Source organism: Nonomuraea sp. NPDC049158 (assembly GCF_040648335.1).
Classification (GTDB): domain Bacteria; phylum Actinomycetota; class Actinomycetes; order Streptosporangiales; family Streptosporangiaceae; genus Nonomuraea.
Window position 1 is genome coordinate 1 of sequence record NZ_JBEZDM010000038.1, and the last position, 17,973, is coordinate 17,973.

General features: G+C 69.9%; 15 protein-coding genes. 11 read left to right on the top strand and 4 right to left on the bottom strand.

Annotated features, from left to right (window positions below; translation table 11 throughout):
- The 3 genes from AB0B61_RS47110 to fdhA form a co-directional block, all read left to right on the top strand.
- On the top strand, nucleotides 1–742 hold a 742-nt coding region (locus AB0B61_RS47110; RefSeq protein ID WP_358447257.1), incomplete at its 5' end, for a SelB C-terminal domain-containing protein.
- A 91-nt stretch (nucleotides 743–833) separates the two neighbouring features.
- Nucleotides 834–1,727, top strand: a complete 894-nt coding sequence (locus tag AB0B61_RS47115) for an MIP/aquaporin family protein (RefSeq protein ID WP_358447259.1) — start codon at nucleotides 834–836, stop codon at nucleotides 1,725–1,727.
- Between the two features lie 54 nt (nucleotides 1,728–1,781).
- The gene (fdhA, locus tag AB0B61_RS47120) at nucleotides 1,782–3,008 is read left to right on the top strand and encodes a formaldehyde dehydrogenase, glutathione-independent (protein WP_358447261.1); all 1,227 of its coding nucleotides are present in this window, start codon (nucleotides 1,782–1,784) and stop codon (nucleotides 3,006–3,008) included.
- Nucleotides 3,009–3,108: 100 nt separating this feature from the next.
- Here the strand turns inward: fdhA and AB0B61_RS47125 are convergent, their stop codons facing one another.
- A complete protein-coding gene (locus tag AB0B61_RS47125) occupies nucleotides 3,109–4,488 on the bottom strand; it encodes a serine hydrolase domain-containing protein (protein WP_358447263.1) in 1,380 nt (459 codons plus the stop codon).
- 163 nt (nucleotides 4,489–4,651) lie between these two features.
- On the opposite strand from AB0B61_RS47125, the gene AB0B61_RS47130 reads away from it, so the two are divergent.
- From AB0B61_RS47130 to AB0B61_RS47150, 5 genes are all read left to right on the top strand, one after another.
- Nucleotides 4,652–5,551: an N-acyl homoserine lactonase family protein gene (locus AB0B61_RS47130; protein ID WP_358447264.1), complete on the top strand. Its 900-nt coding sequence runs from the start codon at nucleotides 4,652–4,654 to the stop codon at nucleotides 5,549–5,551.
- Complete coding sequence (locus AB0B61_RS47135) at nucleotides 5,538–6,017, top strand: MarR family transcriptional regulator (RefSeq protein ID WP_358447266.1); 480 nt, start codon at nucleotides 5,538–5,540, stop codon at nucleotides 6,015–6,017. The genes AB0B61_RS47130 and AB0B61_RS47135 overlap by 14 nt, the downstream gene beginning before the upstream one ends.
- 65 nt (nucleotides 6,018–6,082) lie before the next feature.
- Entirely contained in the window at nucleotides 6,083–6,787 is a 705-nt protein-coding gene (locus AB0B61_RS47140; protein WP_358447268.1) for a ThuA domain-containing protein, read from the top strand.
- A complete protein-coding gene (locus AB0B61_RS47145) occupies nucleotides 6,772–7,863 on the top strand; it encodes a Gfo/Idh/MocA family oxidoreductase (RefSeq protein ID WP_358447270.1) in 1,092 nt (363 codons plus the stop codon). Before AB0B61_RS47140 ends, AB0B61_RS47145 begins: the two co-directional genes overlap by 16 nt.
- A 146-nt stretch (nucleotides 7,864–8,009) precedes the next feature.
- Nucleotides 8,010–8,534: a phospholipase gene (locus AB0B61_RS47150; protein WP_358447272.1), complete on the top strand. Its 525-nt coding sequence runs from the start codon at nucleotides 8,010–8,012 to the stop codon at nucleotides 8,532–8,534.
- A 34-nt stretch (nucleotides 8,535–8,568) separates the two neighbouring features.
- Here the strand turns inward: AB0B61_RS47150 and AB0B61_RS47155 are convergent, their stop codons facing one another.
- Together AB0B61_RS47155 and AB0B61_RS47160 are read right to left on the bottom strand one after the other, a co-directional pair.
- A complete protein-coding gene (locus AB0B61_RS47155; protein WP_358447273.1) occupies nucleotides 8,569–9,123 on the bottom strand; it encodes a cysteine hydrolase family protein in 555 nt (184 codons plus the stop codon).
- A 71-nt stretch (nucleotides 9,124–9,194) separates the two neighbouring features.
- The gene (locus tag AB0B61_RS47160) at nucleotides 9,195–10,298 is read right to left on the bottom strand and encodes a glycosyltransferase family 4 protein (RefSeq protein ID WP_358447275.1); all 1,104 of its coding nucleotides are present in this window, start codon (nucleotides 10,296–10,298) and stop codon (nucleotides 9,195–9,197) included.
- Between the two features lie 170 nt (nucleotides 10,299–10,468).
- Here AB0B61_RS47160 and AB0B61_RS47165 point away from each other — a divergent pair, with 170 nt between their 5' ends.
- From AB0B61_RS47165 to AB0B61_RS47175, 3 genes are all read left to right on the top strand, one after another.
- Entirely contained in the window at nucleotides 10,469–10,804 is a 336-nt protein-coding gene (locus AB0B61_RS47165; RefSeq protein WP_358447277.1) for a hypothetical protein, read from the top strand.
- Nucleotides 10,805–10,904: 100 nt separating this feature from the next.
- A complete protein-coding gene (locus AB0B61_RS47170; RefSeq protein WP_358447278.1) occupies nucleotides 10,905–12,125 on the top strand; it encodes a cytochrome P450 in 1,221 nt (406 codons plus the stop codon).
- A gap of 128 nt (nucleotides 12,126–12,253) precedes the next feature.
- Nucleotides 12,254–14,749, top strand: coding sequence for a polysaccharide lyase family 8 super-sandwich domain-containing protein (locus tag AB0B61_RS47175; RefSeq protein ID WP_358447279.1), 2,496 nt, complete (start codon nucleotides 12,254–12,256; stop codon nucleotides 14,747–14,749).
- Between the two features lie 53 nt (nucleotides 14,750–14,802).
- Here the strand turns inward: AB0B61_RS47175 and AB0B61_RS47180 are convergent, their stop codons facing one another.
- On the bottom strand, nucleotides 14,803–17,919 hold the full coding sequence (locus AB0B61_RS47180) for a BTAD domain-containing putative transcriptional regulator (RefSeq protein WP_358447281.1): 3,117 nt from the start codon (nucleotides 17,917–17,919) through the stop codon (nucleotides 14,803–14,805).
- Between the last annotated feature and the right edge of the window lie 54 nt (nucleotides 17,920–17,973).

A 17,973-nucleotide genomic window follows, 5' to 3' on the forward strand; every position in this document is an offset into this window, starting at 1 on the left:
CCGCCGGGGCGCGGCGCGGGCGCACGCCGCCCAGCTGGAGTCGGCCGCCCCGGACGCCGCCTCCGCCCTGCGCATCCACCAGCTGCTGCGTGCGGCCGACCTGACCGCCATGATCGGCACGCCCGGCCCAGCCTCGGCCGTCGAGGCCGGTGTTCTGAGCGGGGGGCCGGTTTGCGGGGACTGGTACGCCGATCCCGAGTACTGGGCCGAGCTGGGCGAGCGGCTGGCCGACACGGCGCGGCGGTACGCCGTCGAGCACCCCCTCGAGCCCGGCATGCCGATCGAGGCGGCCCGCCACGCGCTCGGGCTGCCCGACCGGCAACTGGTCGCCGCGCTGGTCCGGGCGCCGTACACGCTCGCCGAGGGGCGGATCGTGACCCGGGCCGCCGGGCTGCCCGAGCCGGTGGCGCGGGCGGTCGAGCGGTTGAGGGGGGAGCTGTCGGCACACCCCTTCCAGGCGCCGGAGGCCGGGCGGCTGGCCGAGCTGGGACTGGGTTCCCGGGAGCTGGCGGCGGCCGTACGGGCCGGGCGCCTGCTGCGCGTGACCGAGGGGATCGTGCTGCTGCCCGGCGCGGACACACAGGCGGCGGAGCTGCTGCGCCGCCTACCGCAGCCCTTCACGGTCAGCCAGGCCAGGCGGGCCCTCGACACCAGCCGTCGGGTCGCGGTACCGCTGCTCGAACACCTCGACCGGAGCGGCCTGACGCAGCGGGTGGACGAGGTTCATCGCCGCTGTCTCTGAGCACCCGCGCAACCACCCTGACCTGCGTCGCTGCTGAAGACCGGGTATATATTCGAATTTGGTGATAAACCATCGTCATCGGGGGGTTGCGATGGTTGGAGACCTGCCGCGACGTCTTGTCGCGGAAGCCATCGGAACGATGCTGCTGGTTCTCTTCGGTGCCGGGTCCGTGGTGGCCGCGCTGGTCATGCAGAACGGCCGGCTGGACTACGCCGCCCTAGGCATCATCTCGTTCTCGTTCGCCGTGGTGGTCGCGCTCGTCATCTACGCCTTCGGCAGTACGTCCGGCGCGCACATCAACCCGGCGGTCACCATCGCCCTGGCCGCGGGACGCAGGTTTCCGTGGTCGGAGGTGCCGTTCTACATCGTTGCCCAGCTCGTCGGCGCGTTCGCCGGCGGGCTGTTGATCGTGGGCGGGTTCGGCCGGCGGGCGGTGGACAACGGCGTCGGGCTCACCGCGCTCGGCCAGGGCGTGAGTTATGGGCAGGGCATCCTGTTGGAGGGACTGGGGACGTTCCTGCTGCTGCTCACGATCATGGCGCTGGCGATCGACCGGCGGGCGCCGAGCGGCTGGGCCGGTTGGATGATCGGACTGGCCGTGGCGTGCGAGATCTTCGTGCTCGGCCCGCTGACGGGTGGCTCCGTCAACCCGGCCCGTACGTTCGGGCCGTACCTGACGACCACGGTGTTCGGCGGTAGCGCGCCATGGTGGCAGTACGGCGTCTACATCGCCGGCCCGATCATCGGCGCGGTGCTGGCCGTCGTGGTGTACGACCTGGTGGCGCGCCCGATGCGCGAGCTGCCCGTGACGGCCGAGCAGGGCACCGCCGGAGAGATCATCGGCGCGCGGGGACAGGATCTGCCCGAGGCCGCTCAGGGCACCGCGGGTGACATCCCGACGGCCCGGCGCCCGCACGACGACCGGATCCGTGACCGAGTGGGGCACATCGGCCGCCGCCGCTGGCGCCCCGGCCATGGGGGGTGATCCGTGACCACGTGAGCGAACGAACATCCGCCACCTATCGGGCAAGGGGGAGTCATGCCCGGCAATAGGGGAGTTTCGTACGAGGGGCCAGGCAACGTCCAGGTACGCGAGACCGACTATCCCGAATTCGAGCTCAAGGACGGCCCGGGGGTCAACCCGGGCAACGTAGGGCGCAAACTACCGCACGCCGCCATCCTCAAAACGGTGGCGACGAACATCTGCGGCAGCGACCAGCACATGGTCCGCGGCCGCACCACGGCCCCGCCGGGCCTCATCCTCGGTCACGAGATCACCGGTGAGGTGATCGAAACCGGTTCCGACGTGGAGTTCATCAAGGTCGGCGACCTCGTGTCCGTACCGTTCAACATCGCCTGCGGCCGCTGCCGCAACTGCAAGGAGGGCAAGACAGGCGTCTGCGAGAACGTCAACCCCGACCGGCCCGGCTCGGCGTACGGCTACGTCGACATGGGCGGCTGGGTAGGTGGGCAGGCCGACTACGTCCTGGTGCCGTACGCCGACTGGAACCTGCTCAAGTTCCCCGACAAGGAACGGGCCATGGAGAAGATCCTCGACCTGGCCATGCTCGCGGACATCTTCCCGACCGGGTTCCACGGCTGCGTGAGCGCGGGGGTGAAGCCAGGATCGACCGTCTACATCGCCGGCGCCGGCCCGGTCGGCCTGGCCGCGGCGACCTCGGCGTTCCTGCTCGGAGCCGCCGTCGTCATCGTCGCCGACCTGAACAAGGAGCGGCTGGACCAGGCCCACACCTTCGGCTGCGAGACGATCAACGTGGCCCTGGGGGAGCCGAAGGACCAGATCGAGCACATCCTGGGCGAGCCGGTCGTGGACTGCGCCGTCGACGCCGTCGGCTTCGAGGCCCGCGGCCACGGCGGGGACTCGGACGTCGAGCGTCCCGCCACCGTGCTCAACACGCTGATGGACATCACCCGGGCGGGCGGCGCGCTCGGCATTCCCGGCCTGTACGTCACCGGCGACCCCGGTGCGCAGGACGAGGCGGCCAGGCACGGTTCGCTGTCCATCCGGATCGGCCTCGGCTGGGCCAAGTCGCACTCCTTCGTCACCGGCCAGTGCCCGGTCATGAGGTACAACCGCCAGCTCATGATGGCGATCCTCAACGACCGGGTGCAGATCGCGAAGAACGTCAACGCGACGCCGATCTCGCTGGACGACGCACCAAGGGGCTACCACGAGTTCGACGAGGGGGCCGCGCGCAAGTATGTGCTCGACCCGCACGGCATGCTCGCCAAGCCGGCGTCCTGACGACGCGGTCTCCACTGCGAGCGGCGCGACGCGCGACGCGCCGCTCGCAGTACGTCCGGCATCCGGCGCGGCACGCGCCGCGAGCAGCACGTCCGATCCATCACGATGAGGCGGCCGTGGCCCGGCCGAACAGCCGGCCGGCGAGGTCGACGCCCACGACCGTGCCGCTGTCGTCGCGGCTGAAGTAGCCGCGCTGCCCCTTCAGCCCGCCCTCGGTGATGATGTACTCGTCGCCGTCGCCGGGCAGGAACCCGAAGGCGGCCGGCGCGTAGTCCGGGGGCATGTCGGCGTCCGACGCCTGGCGGATCTCCGGCTTGATCCCGACCTCGAGGGTCAGCTGATGCCCGTCGGTGGCGATGTCGAGGTTCATGGCGTCGATCTCGTACCGGCCGACGACCTGCCGCGCCCGCGCCTGGTCGTAGGGGATCGGCTCGGGATCCCGGTCGACCACGCCGAGGTAGTTCTCCAGTGCCCAGCGGACCACAGCCTGGTTGAAGGGGTAGCCGTCAGGGCCGGCGTTGGCCAGGGAGATGACGGCGAAGTCGTGTTCGGGCACGATGAGCAGCTCGGCGAACTGCCCGTTGCCTGATCCGCCGTGCCCGATGGTGTGGACTCCATCCACCTCACGCAGGAACCAGCAGATGCCGAAGGCGTCGCCGAGCGTGCTGGCCCGCAGTTCGACCGTCGGCTCCTGCATGCGGTGCAGCGCCTCGGCGGGCAGCACGCCGTCACCGGTGCCGAGGTGGAACCGGGCCCAGCGCAGCAGGTCGCTCACCGAGGACACGCTGCCCCCGCCGGGGTAGTTGGCGCGCGAGCCGGCCCGCCACGACGTCCACGGCCGCGCGGCGCGCATGGTGCCGTCCTCGCCAAGGTTGTGGCCCACGGCGAAGCGCCGGATCATGACGTCATCGTGATCGAAGAAGGTGTTCGACAGCCCCGCCGGCTCCAGGACCAGCGCGGCCACGGCCTTCTCGAAAGGCAGGCCGGTGACCTTCTCGATGACCCGCCCGGCCAGGTTGTAACCGGCCTGGCTGTAGGAGGCCCGGGCGCCGGGTGGCGCGATCAACGTGAGCTCGTCCAGCTTCGCCACGAACGCGGCCAGGGACCCGTCGCTCTCATCGGTGTCGATCAGGTTCCAGTCCAGCCCGGCGGTGTGATTGAGCAGGTTCAGCACGGTGATCCGCGCGGCGGCGGCCTCGTCGGCGAGCCTGAGCTCGGGTACGTAACGCCGCACCGGCGCGTCCAGCTCCACCTTGCCTTCCGCCACCAGGCGCATCAGCGCGGTCGCGGTGAAGCTCTTGGTCACCGAGGCCAGGGGGAACAGCGTCTTGTCATCGACCGGCAGCGGGTTGTCGAGGCTCGTCACCCCATGAGAGGCGACGAACTCCTGGCCGCCGGCCAGCACCCCCACGGCAACACCGGGAATGCCGAACTCCTTGGCCGTCGCCGCGACGAACTCGGACAGCTTCTCCTGCGACATCGTGTGTCCCCTCTTCTCCCGACCGTTCAGGTCGAGATCTCGTACGTTCTGGCGTGCAGGTAGGACGATGGCCGCCGTCGCTGATACGGGCCTGACAGCGCCGTGACAAGCGCCCTCTTAGGAGATAGTTGACACGACATATATGTCGTGTAATGTAATTCTCATGAGAAACGAGACGGTCAAGCAGGTATCGGTGGTCAGCACCGGGACGGTGTCGATCCACCCGGAGCACGTGGCCGCCACCCGCAAACCGATGTACTGGTGGCTGTTCACCTCGCGCCGGTGGACCCCGCCGCTGCCGATCAACGTCTATGTGATCGAGCATGAGCGTGGGCTGGTGCTGTTCGACGCGGGCCAGGATCGGGCGTCGGTGATCGACGCCGGCTACTTCCCCGGCGGCATCACGGGAGTGATGTACGACCGGCTGGCCCGTTTCGACATCGGCCCCGCCGACACCCTCACCGCCCAGCTGGCCGCCGCCGGCTACGACATCGCGGACGTGCACACGGTGGTGATCTCCCACCTGCACCAGGACCACATCGGGGGACTGCGGGAGCTGACCGGCGCCGAGATCGTGGTCAGCGGCACGGAATGGCGGACGCTCGATGGAGCCCTGCCCGAACTGCGGGGGCTCCTGCGGTCCCACATCGACATACCCGGGCTGCGCTGGCGGCACATCGAGTTCGGCGCCGTCCAGGATCCCGGGCTCGCGCCCTTCACGACCGGCCACGACCTGTTCGGCGACGGCAGCCTCGTACTGCTGCCCACTCCCGGCCACACGCCCGGATCGCTGTCGCTGCTGGTCCGTGGTCAGGGGCACCCGCCGCTGCTCATGGTCGGCGACCTGACCTACGACGCCCATCTGCTGCACGAGGGCCATGTGCCGGGCGTAGGAGACAAGCGGCAGCTGGACGACACCACCAAGGCGATCAACACGCTGCGGGAGAAGAACCCGGGCCTGGTCATCCTGCCGGCCCACGATCCGGGAGCGGCCGCCCGGCTGGCGTCCGTGACGGCGGCCCTCGCCAAGACACGACAGGCTGGCTCCCATGCGAACCGCTGAAGAACTCCGCTATCTGATCCTGGCCGCGCAGCGCGAAGGCAACCGGTTGCTCGGCCAGGCGCTCAAGCCGCTCGGGGTCACTCCCTCCCAGGCCGAGGTGCTCCGCATCCTCGCGGATCGCCCGCCCCTCACCCTCAACGGGCTCGGCGACCTGCTGGTCTGCGAGAGCGGCAACAGTCCCAGCCGCCTGGTCGACCGGCTCGCCACGATGGGCCTCATCGACCGTCAGGTGTCCGCGCACGACCGCCGCCACATCGAGCTGTCTCTCACCGAAGAGGGCAGGCGCCTCGCCCGGCAGATCACCACGATCGAAGATGATCTCTACCGATCCATCGACGCCGCCGCCGAGGGGCGCGACCTCGCTCAGATCACCGATTTTCTCCGCGCGTTCGTCGCCGATCTGCCGGCGGGCCAGGCCCTGGCTCGCCGAATCGCCGACCAGAAGGTCAGCCCGGGCGGCATCTAACCTTTTGGCCGCTTTGGCAGGTAATGCGATGATCGGAGGCGTCGACCGAGCGGATGGGTGGAAGCATGACGGGTGATAATCGTCGGAAGGCTCTGGTGGTACGGGGCGGCTGGGAAGGGCACGCCCCGGTCGCGGCCACCGAGCTCTTTATCCCCTACCTGGAGAAGCAGGGGTTCGAGGTGAGCCGGGCGGACTCCCCGGCGCCGTACGCGGACTCCGCGTTCATGGCCGGGGTCGATCTCATCGTGCAGTGCTACACGATGGGTACGATCGAGCCGGCCGAGCTCAACGGCCTGCGGGCCGCGATCGAGTCCGGCACGGGGATGGCGGGCTGGCACGGTGGCATCGCCGACTCCTACCGCAACTCCTCCGACTATCTGCACCTGATCGGCGGGCAGTTCGCCTGCCATCCGGGCAAGGAACCGGCCGAGCGGCAGGGCTCGGCGGCGGACAACTTCGTGCCGTACACCGTGAACATGCTGCCCGAGGCGGCCGATCACCCCATCACGGAGGGCATCGCGGACTTCGGCCTCGTGACCGAGCAGTACTGGGTGCTGACGGACGACTACATCGACGTGCTGGCCACGACGACACAGCAGGTCCGCCCGTGGGATCCCTGGCATCGGGAGGTCACCTCGCCGGCGATCTGGACCAGGCAATGGGGGAGTGGGCGGATCTTCGTCGCGACCCCGGGGCACAGCCTCGACGTCCTGGAGGACGAGAACGTACGCACCATCATTGAGAGGGGCATGCTGTGGGCCAGCCGGTGAACGTGGGCGTCGTCGGGTGCGGCGCCATCTCGGCGCAGTATTTCCAGACCATCGACCGGTTGCCGGAGTTGCGGCTCGTCGCGGTGGCCGATCTGGACCTTGACCGGGCGCGGGCGGCGGTGCGGCCCTATGCGGGCGTCGACGTGCTGAGCGTGGCGGAGTTGCTGGCGGACGCGCGCATCGACGTCGTGCTCAACCTGACCATCCCGGCCGCCCATGCCGAGATCGCGCTCCAAGCTATAGCGGCCGGCAAGGACGTCTATTGCGAGAAGCCCCTTGCCGCGACCGCCGAGGAGGCCGCCGGGATGCTGCGGGCGGCCGATGCCGCTCAGGTGCGCGTGGGGTGCGCGCCGGACACCGTGTTGGGCACCGGTACGCAGACGGCGCGCAAGGCGATCGACGACGGTCTGATCGGCAGGCCCATCGCGGCGACCGCGACGATGATGACGCCCGGTCACGAACGCTGGCACCCGAACCCAGACTTCTACTACGTCCCCGGCGGCGGCCCGCTCCTGGACATGGGGCCCTACTACGTGACCAGCCTGGTGACGCTGCTCGGCCCGGTGGCGTCGGTCGTCGGCGCGGCCAGCCGTACGCGGACCAAGCGCACGATCGGCTCCGGACCCCGCCAGGGCGAGGAGATCCCGGTGACGGTGGACACGCACGTCACCGGAGTGCTCGTCCACACCTCGGGAGCGCTGTCCACGCTGGTGATGAGCTTCGACGGGGCGGCGACCAAGGCGCCCAACATCGAGGTGCACGGCGAGACGGGCTCGCTCGTCGTGCCCGACCCGAACTACTTCGACGGATCCGTCCTGGTGTCAGGGGTCGGTGAGGGCGAATGGCGGGCTCTCCCCGTGGGGGCCGGCTACGTCGAGGCCGGGCGCGGGGTGGGCCTGGCCGACTTCGCCTCGACCCCGGCGGGCGAGGAGCCTCGTACGAGTGGATCGCTGGCCTTCCACGTGCTCGACGTCATGGAGTCACTGCTGGCCTCGGCGCACTCCGGCGCGGCGGTGACCATCACGAGCACCTGCGAACGCCCTTCGCCGGTGAATCTGACTCAGCCCGTCGACTAGAGGTAAATGTCCGTTTTGCTCGAACTTCTTGGCGGAAATTAAGCAAGATCTGCTTCTGCATTGCCCGGGATTTCGCTTCATCGTTAGACCGTCAGGTGAACCTTGCCATGACCATTCACCCCCCCGGGCAAGAGAAGCAGGTCCTCATGGTCAGACGATCCCTCGCCACGTTAGCCGCCCTCGTCACCTCCCTGATCGCCGTCCTCGCGTTCGCGCTACCAGCCCATGCGGTGACTCTGGAGCAGAAACTCGCCGCGCTCTCCGGATTCTCCCAGCCCACCGCCGCCAGCGCCGCCTCCTGGCGCGCCGCCTGGCAGAACCAGGCGGCGTGGGCCGACTACGCCTTCGACTGGTCCACCGACCTGTGCTCCAGCAGCCCCGACCAGCCCCTCGGTTTCGATTTCCGGATGCCGTGCCGGCGACACGATTTCGGCTACCGAAACTACAAGGCCGTAAGCCAATTCCCGGCCAACAAGGACCGTATCGACAGCGCTTTCTATTTCGATATGAAGCAGGTGTGCGCCGGATACTCGGGAGTCTCCAAGGCCACCTGTGACGGCCTCGCCTGGACGTATTACCAGGCGGTCCGGCAGCTGGGCGACCTCGTCGTCACCGACGGCCAGATCCAGCAGGTCAAGCGGGAGGCCGAACTGAAGGCCCAGAACGCCTGAACCAGCGGAGACGGAGACGGAGGATGCCGTCGGCTCAGTCGCCGAACGTCACATCCTTCGTCTCCACCACCGCGGCGGTGCGGCCGGGCGCCGTGTGGTAACGCCAATAGAGGTTGGTGTGCGCGATGACCTTGTCCGGCGGCGGAGCGCCCCACTCGCTCTGGTCCTCCGTGGTGTGCGCGTCACCGACGAGCGTCACGTCGTAGCCACGTACGAAGGCGCCATGGATCGTGGACCGGATGCATTCGTCCGTCTGCGCGCCGGCCACGATCAGGCGCCCGATTTCGGCCCCGGCCAGCACCTCCTCCAGGCCGGTGTCCTCGAAGGAGTCGGCGAACGTCTTGTGCACCAGCGGCTCCGCCTCCCGGCGGACCAGCTCCGGGACGTATTGCCAGGCGTCGCTCCCCTTCGCCAGCTGCTCGCTCGAGTGCTGGACCCAGACGATCGGGACACCCTCTTCGCGAGCCCGGTCGACGAGCGTGCCGATGTTGGCGACGACCTCGTCACGCTGGTGCGTCTCCGCCACGATGCCCTTCTGGACGTCGATCACCAGCAAGGCGGTGTTGGGTCGATCTGACAGCGTGGTCACCACAATCTCCTCTGTCGGCCGGACATGCCACGCGGGCCAGACTAGGCCGCGCCCCCGACAATTCACCGGCCTCAACGTGGCGAGGCTTCCCGGATGGTCAGGAGCCAGCTCTCGAAATCCGAGACGGCGTCGTCCATCGTCCGCTGAACCACCTCTTTGACCGCGGTCCTGGCCAGTCGGTGACGGAGCGCGGCGTCGTCGAGCAGCCGGACGATGCCCTCGGCCAGTGCCTCCGGATCTCGCGGCGGGCACAGCAGCGCCGTACGGTCGTGCTCCGCGTAGCTCTCCATGCCGTGGTTGCGCGTCGAGACGAGCGCGGCCCCACAGGCCATGGCCTCGGCGCCGGGAAACCCGAATCCCTCGTACTCCGACGGCACGGCGAACACGGCCGACCGGTTGTAGAGGCCGCGCAGCCGGGCGTCGCTCGGCCCCGGATGGTGCTCGATCCAGAAGGGCAGCCGGTCGGCGTCGTACGCGCCATAGCACCACGCCCGCACCACCCCGGGGCGCGCCTCCCGCGCCAGCTCCAACGCGGTGATCGCGTCACCGGTACGTTTCGACCATTCGCGGCGCGCGGGAAACCCGACCAGGACCCGCTCCGCCGAGTCGATCGGGGTCCGCAGGAAGAAGGTCGAGCTGTCGACGGCGCATTCCACCAGAGCGCACGGCGCGCCGGAAACGCCCTCGACGATGGACCGCAGGCGCCGCGCGCCCACGGCGATGGGCCAGCCGGTGCGCATGGCCGCTTCCATCGCCTCCCGCGCCGCTCCGTCGGGGCGCAAATAGCTTTCGTAGTCCTGCAGGAACAATGCCTTAAGGCCCAGATACGCGGGAAGGGCGGCCACAAGCGGCACGACCTGCCAGGTCGTCGCCAGTACGACGTCGAAGGGATCGTGCCGCCCGGAAAGCGTATGGAGAAAGTCGGCCGGGTCGGATACCAAAACGCTGCGGGTCCGCGGCCCGGCGGAGAACCACGGGTGCGGATGGGCGTCCGCCGGCATTATCGGCGCGACCGCCCTGGTAGGCGGTCCGAGAGGGTGGCGTACGGGCCGCCGCGGGTGGACGAGCAGAATGTCGTGACCCCTTTCCCCCAGACGGGAGGCATAGGAGTAGACCGTCTTGAGCGCGCCGATAGGCGCGGATGAGGCCCTGGCCATGATGAATGCCACGCGCACGGTCATCGCCTCCCAGTAAGCGATTCCATAGACGAGCTTCTTGCGCGGGCGGGTTATTCGGAAACCTCGACTGCAGCCCTGCCCCTGTCGCTAGAGCGCCTTCTTCACTAGATACGAAGCCTGACGGGAAATCAACGTCGCCAGTTGGCCTTTTCTGGTGAAATATCCCGATGGAACGGATGCGGCAGCTGGTAGGCGAGATGCTGGTCTACTGTTTCGTGGTGGTCCTGCTCACCGGCGGCTTCCTGGTCTTCTCCTTCACGCCCGGCAGCCAGATGGTGATCTACGACGGCAGCTATGCGCCGCTACGAGGCGTCATGATGAGCGAGGCTTATGAGTCCTCTCTGCGGATCACCCTGGAGGTGCGCGGGGGTGCGCTCATGCGGCAACTGCACCACGAGTCCTCGGTCCTGCTCGTTTTGGGCACCGTCGTCTGGGTCCTGCTGGGCCGGCTCCGGTACACGCTCGCGCTGCTGGGTCTCGGCCTGTGCGCGAACGGTAGGTGACCATCGTGTTACCGATCGCTGACTTGTGTTGTTTGGAGGTCACCCGAGATATGTGATGAGATCACTGCGCACTTAACGATCTCCTCACCCAAGGGGTCAAATGGCAACGAACCTCCCCTCCTTCCCCGCCGTGGACGAGAACCCGCTCGACACCTGCATCCGGTTTCGGGAGATCGCTCCCGTGGTGGAGGTGGAATTCCCAGGAGGCGTGCCCGCCTACCTGGCCCTGACGCACAAGGCCGTACGGGAGATCCTCGCCGGAGACAACAAGACCTTCCTCAGGGACCCCAAGCACTGGCCCGCCCTGCACGACGGATCGATCCCCGAGGACTGGCCGCTGCGCGCCATCATCCAGGGCGGTCACCTGTCCACCATGGACGGCGGCGACCACCGGCGGCTGCGCGGGCTGATCACCAGCGCCTTCACGCCGGCCCGGGTGCAGGCCATGGAGGGGCGGATCCAGCAGATGGTCGATGAGTTACTCGATGAGGTGGTGGCCGCCGGTGACGGCGTGGACCTGGTTCCCGCCTTCACCGAGGCGCTGCCGATGTGGGTGATCTGCGAGTTGTTCGGCGTGGCGCCCGAGGACCGGCTGCGGCTGCGGAACTGGACCTCCACGCTGCTGGCGCACACCACTCCGCCGGAGGTGGCGTTCGCGACGCAGAACAACCTGATGGCCTTCCTGCACGACCTGGTCGAGCGCAAGCGGCGCGAACCGGGTGACGACCTCACCTCCGGCCTGGTCCAGGTGCACGACGCGGGTGACAAGCTCACCACCGACGAACTGGTCGGCGTGCTGTGGATCATGCTCGTCGCCGGCCACGAGACCACCGTGCACCTGCTCGGGTACGCCATCGTGGCGCTGGCCCAGAACCCCGATCAGCTCGCCCTGGCCAAGGCCGAGGACCGGTGGACCGACGTGGTCGAGGAGACCGTCCGTTACCGCCACTCGGTGATGATGACCAGCTTCCGCTTCACGGCGGAGGACGTGATCATCGCGGGCGTGCCCATCGCCAAGGGCAACGCGGTGGGCGTGGTCTACCAGGCCACCGGCGTCGACCCGGCGGAGCACGGCCCGAGCGCGAACCAGTTCGACATCACCCGCGAGCAGACCGGGAACCTCGGCTTCGGCCACGGCCCGCGCTTCTGCATCGGGGCGGGGCTGGCCCGGCTGGAGAGCCGGGTGGCGCTCGCCTCGCTGTACCGGCGGTTCCCGGACCTGAGCCTGGCGATCGACCCCGACGACATTCCCTACTCGCCGTCGTTCTTCACGATCGGCCCGCTGTTCCTGCCGGTCAACCTTGGTGTGACCCAGCCCTGACGCACCGGTGTCCGGCCCGGCGACCCACGGTTGCCGAGCCGGACATCACAGGCCTGGGCCGACAAACGTAGATCATGTAGGGTGAGCCCGGCGTATCCTCCGACGGCCTGGAGCCCGCTGTGCCGCACATGTCTCGTCGCCAGGTTCTCTCCCTGCTCCCCGCCGCCGGCATCCTCGCCGTAGCCTCCCCATCGCACGCCGCAGCGGGGATCGATCACGCGCGGCTGCTCGCCAACACCGTGGCGATGTTCGCGGGGACCCCGGACGTCAACGCCCGGCCCGAGGTGGCCGCCAAGCTCGCGGCGATCCTCAACACCGCCAGGCAGCGGCTGACGGCCATGGACAAGGCGGCCGACGGCGAGTTGTTCGCCGGTCTGAGCCTCGGCACCGACGACGCCAACCTGCGGCTGGCCTTCCAGTACCTGTACGAGATCGCGCTGGCGACCCGCACGCCCGGCGGCGGGCTCAACGAGGACGCCGTCGCCCAGCGGCGGGTCATCGACGGTCTGCGGTGGCTGCACGAGCGCTACTACGGCGACCAGTCGAAGGGCTACTACGGCAACTGGTTCAACTGGGAGATCGGGATCTCCATCCAGGTGAGCAGGACGCTGGTCCTGCTGGCCGACCGGGTGCGGGAGGAACGACCCGACCTGACGGCGACCTACATCGCCTCGATGGACGCCTACCTGCGCAACGGCAAGGACGGCGACGTCGACCTCGACTCACGCTTCCACACCGGGGCGAACCTGGCCGACATCACCGCCAACCGCATTCTGCAGGGCGCGCTCACCGGCGACGACGCCCGTGTCGGCAAGGCCATCACCGACCTGGCCACCGTCTTCGCCACGGTCGACCCGTACGACCTCCAGCACGGGGTCACCGACGGCTACTACCGCGACGGCTCCTTCATCCAGCACGACTCGGTCGCCTACACCGGCTCCTACGGGCGCAGCCTGCTGACCCGGGTCGTCCAGACCCTCAAGACGCTCGAGGGCGCGGCGAGCGCCGGCGTCCCCGACCTGCCCGGCGTGGTGTACCGGTGGATCAACGACGGCTTCGCCCCGCTGATCTTCGAGGGGTGGCTGATGGAGATCGTCAAGGGGCGGGCGGTCTCGCGCACCGGCACCGGCTACGCCGACGTCGGGGTGATCGTGGAGGCCATCTCCGACCTGGCCGACCACGTCAGCGCCGCCGACGCGCTTGCGCTGAAGAAGTACGTCAAGTTCCTGCCGGCCGCCGACACGGCCGCCTTCGCCTCCCCGGTCAGCATCGCCCGTTACGCGGCCATCCGCGCCGACGCCGCCATCCCGGCCGCCGACCTGAACGCGCCCGAGCGCTGCGTGGCGTTCAACGCCATGGACAGGACCGTCCACCGGCGCCCCGGCTACGCCTTCGCCCTGGCCCGCAGCTCCGACCGGATCAGCAAATACGAGTACATGAGCGGCGAGAACCTCATGCCGTGGTTCCAGGGCGACGGCGCGCACTACCTCTACCTCGCGGGCGAGGACCAGCGCGAGGCCTTCGGTGTCGACTACTACACGGCCGTCTCGCCGTACCGGCTGGCCGGGATCACCGCGCCAGTGGAGGATCGGCGGACGGTGCCCGAGTTGTACGGCCGGCTCTGGTACGAGAACCCGGGCCACCCACTGAACTTCACCTCCTCCTCGGAGTCCCAGAACACCTACGTGTACTTCCCGCGCGCCGAGAACGCCTTCTCCGGCGGCGCGACGCTCGGCGCGTACGGCGTGTCCGGCATGGTCCAGTCCGACGACGCCGCGTACACCGCCAAGCAGGCCGGCATCCTGCCCGACGACTTCGTCGCCTACCAGAACGCCCGCGCGACCAAGTCCTGGTTCCTGCTCGACGACGAGATCGTGGTGCTGGCCGCGGGCATCTCCGGTCAGGGCGGCCGCGCGGCGGTGACCACCGTGGACAGCCGCATCGCCGCCCCCGGCGACGCGGTCGCGCTCACCGGCGAGGGCTGGACCGGCCGCCCCTGGCAGACGGGCGACACCACGCCGCCGCGCTGGCTGCGCTACGCCAACGGCACCCGTCGTACGGCGATCGGCTACGCCTTCCTCACCCGGCAGCCCGTCGCGGCCGGGCTGGAGACGGTGACCCGCAGCCGCAGGGTCGTGCGCACGAGCAACCCCGACACCAACGTGACCAAGAACGTCTTCACCGCCTCGGTCACCCACCCCGCCACCGGCGGCGTCACCGCCCTCGCCTACGCCCTGGTCCCGAACGCGACGGAGGCCCGCCTGCACGGCTACGCGAACGGCCCGCTGACCGTCCTGGCCAACGACCGGCACGTACAAGCGATCAAGCACAGGACCCTCGGCCTCGTCGCCGCCAACGTCTTCACCGACGGGCCGCGCCACGCCGAGCGCCTGCTCATCGACGGCCCCGCCTCGGTCATCGTGCGATCCGGCAAGCGCACGGTCGTCGCCCTGTCCGACCCGACGATGAAACGCGACCGCGTCACCGTCGTCGTGGCCGGCGCACCTCTCAGGCTCGACACGGCCGACGAAGGGGTGACGGTACGGCGGGTGCCGGGCGGCACCCTGATCCAGGCGTCGACCCGCCACGCCCACGGTCGTACCTTCACCGCGACCCTGCGCTGAGCCCGTCCTCACCCAGGCGCGGTGAACCAGCCCCCGCAGCCGGTGTCCCGAGCTCACTTGAGCAGCGGTTCCAGCCGGTCGGCGCAGGGTGTGTGGCCGATCGTGCGACACAGCCGGAGGGCCTGCTCGGCCGCCCGCCCGGCCTCGGCGCGGTCGCCCCGGTCGCTGTGGAGAATGGCGAGTTCGGTCAGGGCCGCGAGCTCGGGCAGGCGGTAAGAGTTGATGTGCGCGGTGTCGCGAGCGCTCAGGGCGACCCGGATGGCGCCCGCCAAGTCGCCGCGGGCGGCGATGAGGCGAGCGCGGGCGACCGCGGCGTAGCTCTGGTGCCATCGCAGGCTCGCGGCGCTGTTGAACTCGTCGGCCAGGTCCAGGTTGCCGGCCGCCTCGTCGAGCAGGCCGAGCCGGATCTCGGTGTCGGCCAGCGCGATCAGGGCCGCCGCCTCGATGAGCCGGTCTCCCTGGTCGCGGGAGAGGCCGAGGGCGTGGCGCGCCGCCGTGCGGCCGGCCGACCACTGCCCGGTTTCCCAGTACAACCGGCTGAGCCAGGTGTAGGCGTGGGCCGCGCCGAACGCGCCCAAGGCGCCGAACAGGGTCACCGCCTCCGTCAGGGTGGATTCGGCCTCGTCGTAGCGGCCCTGGTCCACCAGGACGGCGCCGAGATCGCGCAGGTCGCTCGCCTCCGCGTAGGCCAGTCCGTGCTCGCGGCTCAGGCTGAGCGCCTCCCGCCGGCAGCGCTCCGCGCTCTCCAGCTGGCCCAGGTGGTGATACTGCATGCCGAGCCTGTTGAGGGTACGGTTGCGCCCGACGACCGAGCCGAGCTCGGTGAAGAGCTGAGCCGCCCGGCGGTTGTGGACGATCGCCTGCTCAAGGTGGCCGGTCCATTCCAGGGCGAAGCTCAGGCTCGCCCAGGACTCGGCCTCACCCTCCCGCCAGCCGCACGCGGTGGCGATACTGGCGGCCTGTTCGAGATGCTGCACGGCCTCCTCCCGGCGAACCGCACGGAACAGGCTCTTGCCTATCGCGTAATGCAGCATGGCTCGCATGGCGGGCATATCCGCCCGCTTGCTCCCCTCAGCCTGCTTGCCCCCCTCCGTCTGCGCGCACCGCTCGGCGGCGGCGAGCAGGGTCGGTGCGATCTCCAGCCATTCGCCGTGGCGGCCGGTGCTATTGCAGATGATCCACACCTGCTCGGCCAGCCGCCACGTCCCGGGACCGGGATCGCGGCGGGCTGTCTGCGCCAGCGCGGCCACCAGGTTGGAGATCTCTTCGGCGCTGGGCGGGACCGGAGAACCGGCCACCGGAGAAGCGTGCCCCGGCAGCCGGATCTCGTCAGGGGCGCACCAGGCGGCGATGGCGTCGCCGAGGTGGAGATAGTGGTCGAACAACCGGCTCCAGGCGGCCTCGCGATCCGGGTCGCCGCCGACTTCCACGCCGGCGTAGAGCCGTACCAGGTCATGGAGCCGGAACCGGTCGGCGCGATGGTGCTCGACGAGGTGGGCCGCGGCCAGGACCTTGACCGCCGCACGCGCCTCGGCGAGCGGGACGCCGGCCGCCGAGGCCACCGCCTCGACGGTGAAGTCCGGCCCCGGTACGAGTCCCAGCAGGCGGAAGACCCGCTGGTCGGCCGCCGAGAGCGCGCGGTAGGACACGGAGAAGGCGAGGGTCACGGGGTTGTGGTCGGTGCCGTCGAGGGTGAGACCGGTCAGCGGGTCTCCGGCGGTCAGCTCGTTCACCACGGCCGCGGTGTCACTCCATGGGGTGGCGGCGTTGGCCGCGGCGATGCGCAGCGCGAGCGGCAGGCCGCCGCAGAGCCGGACAAGCTCGGCTCGGGCCGCCGCTTCCGACGGGCTGTCAGCGGGGCCCAGCATGCGGTCGACCAGGGTGAGGGCGTCCCGTTCCGGCAGAGCGCCGAGCGAGCGCTGCTCGGCCCCCGCCTGCGCCACCAGCTCACCCAGGTGCTGACGGCTGGTCACCAGCGCCGCTCCCGACGGCGGCAGCAGCGGATCGATCTGCTCCGCCGAGCGGGCGTTGTCCAGGACCAGCAGGACCGTACGCTCGGCGAGCAGCGAACGGTAGAGGCCGAGCTGCGCGTCGAAGCCGCCGGGGGCCTGCGAGGGCTCGACACCGAGGGAGAGCAGGAGCCGGGCCAGGGCCGCGGCCGCGGTCAGGGGTTCGTGTTCGGCGTCGTAGCCGCGCAGGTCGACATAGAGCTGGCCGGAGGGGAAACGGCTCTTCGCGCGGTGGGCCCAGTGCAGGGCCAGCGCGGTCTTGCCCGTTCCAGCCGTTCCGGTGAGCACGCACACCGCGCCGCTGGTGTCCAGCGCGTCGTTCAGCCACGCCAGCTCCTGCTCGCGCCCGGCGAAGCCACGGATGTCGCGGGGCAGCTCGCCGGGCCGCGCGGGACGTAGCGTCTGAACCGTCTGCCCAACGTCGTCCTGCCGGGCATCGTCGGCCAGGAGCCGCTGGTGCAGCTCCCGCAGCGTCTGACCCGGCTCGATGCCCAGCTCGTCGACCAGCCGGTTCCGGGTGTCCCTGAACACCGCCAGCGCCTCGGAACGGCGTTCGCACCGGTGCAGCGCCAGCATGAGCTGCCCCTGCAGGCGCTCGCGCAGGGGGTGCTCGGCCGCCGCCGTACGGAGCTCGGCCACGACCTCGCTGTGGCGGCCCACCTCCAGCTCGGCCTCGAACAGCTCCTCCAGCGCGCCGACCCGGCGATCCTCCAGCCCGGGGCGTTCCTGCTCGATCAGCATCTCGCCGGCCCCGCCGAGCGCGGACCCGCGCCACAGCGCCACCGCCGCACGCAACCGCCGCGCCGCGCCCTCAGGGTGGCCGCCGGCGAGATCCTCCCGCGCGGCAGCCCTGAGCTGCTCGAACACCTCCAGGTCGACCTCGCCGCCGCCGGTGTGGATGCGGTAACCGGTGCCGGCGCGGCTGATCAGCCCCCTGCCCAGCACGGCCCGCAACTCGTGGACGTAGACCTGTAATCGGCCGATGGCGGTGCGCGGCGCCCGCTCTCCCCACACCAAGGACATCAGCCGGTCGTCCGACACCGTGCGGTTCGCGTTCAACAACAGCGCGGCCAGCACGGTGCGCTGCTTCGGCGAGCCCAACTCGATCGGACCGCCGGGCCCGTCCACCGAGACCGGCCCCAGTATCCGATAGTGCTGCACGCCTACCCCCCGAGCGCCCCATGTTACGCCGTAGCGATCCTTACGGCCCGTTAG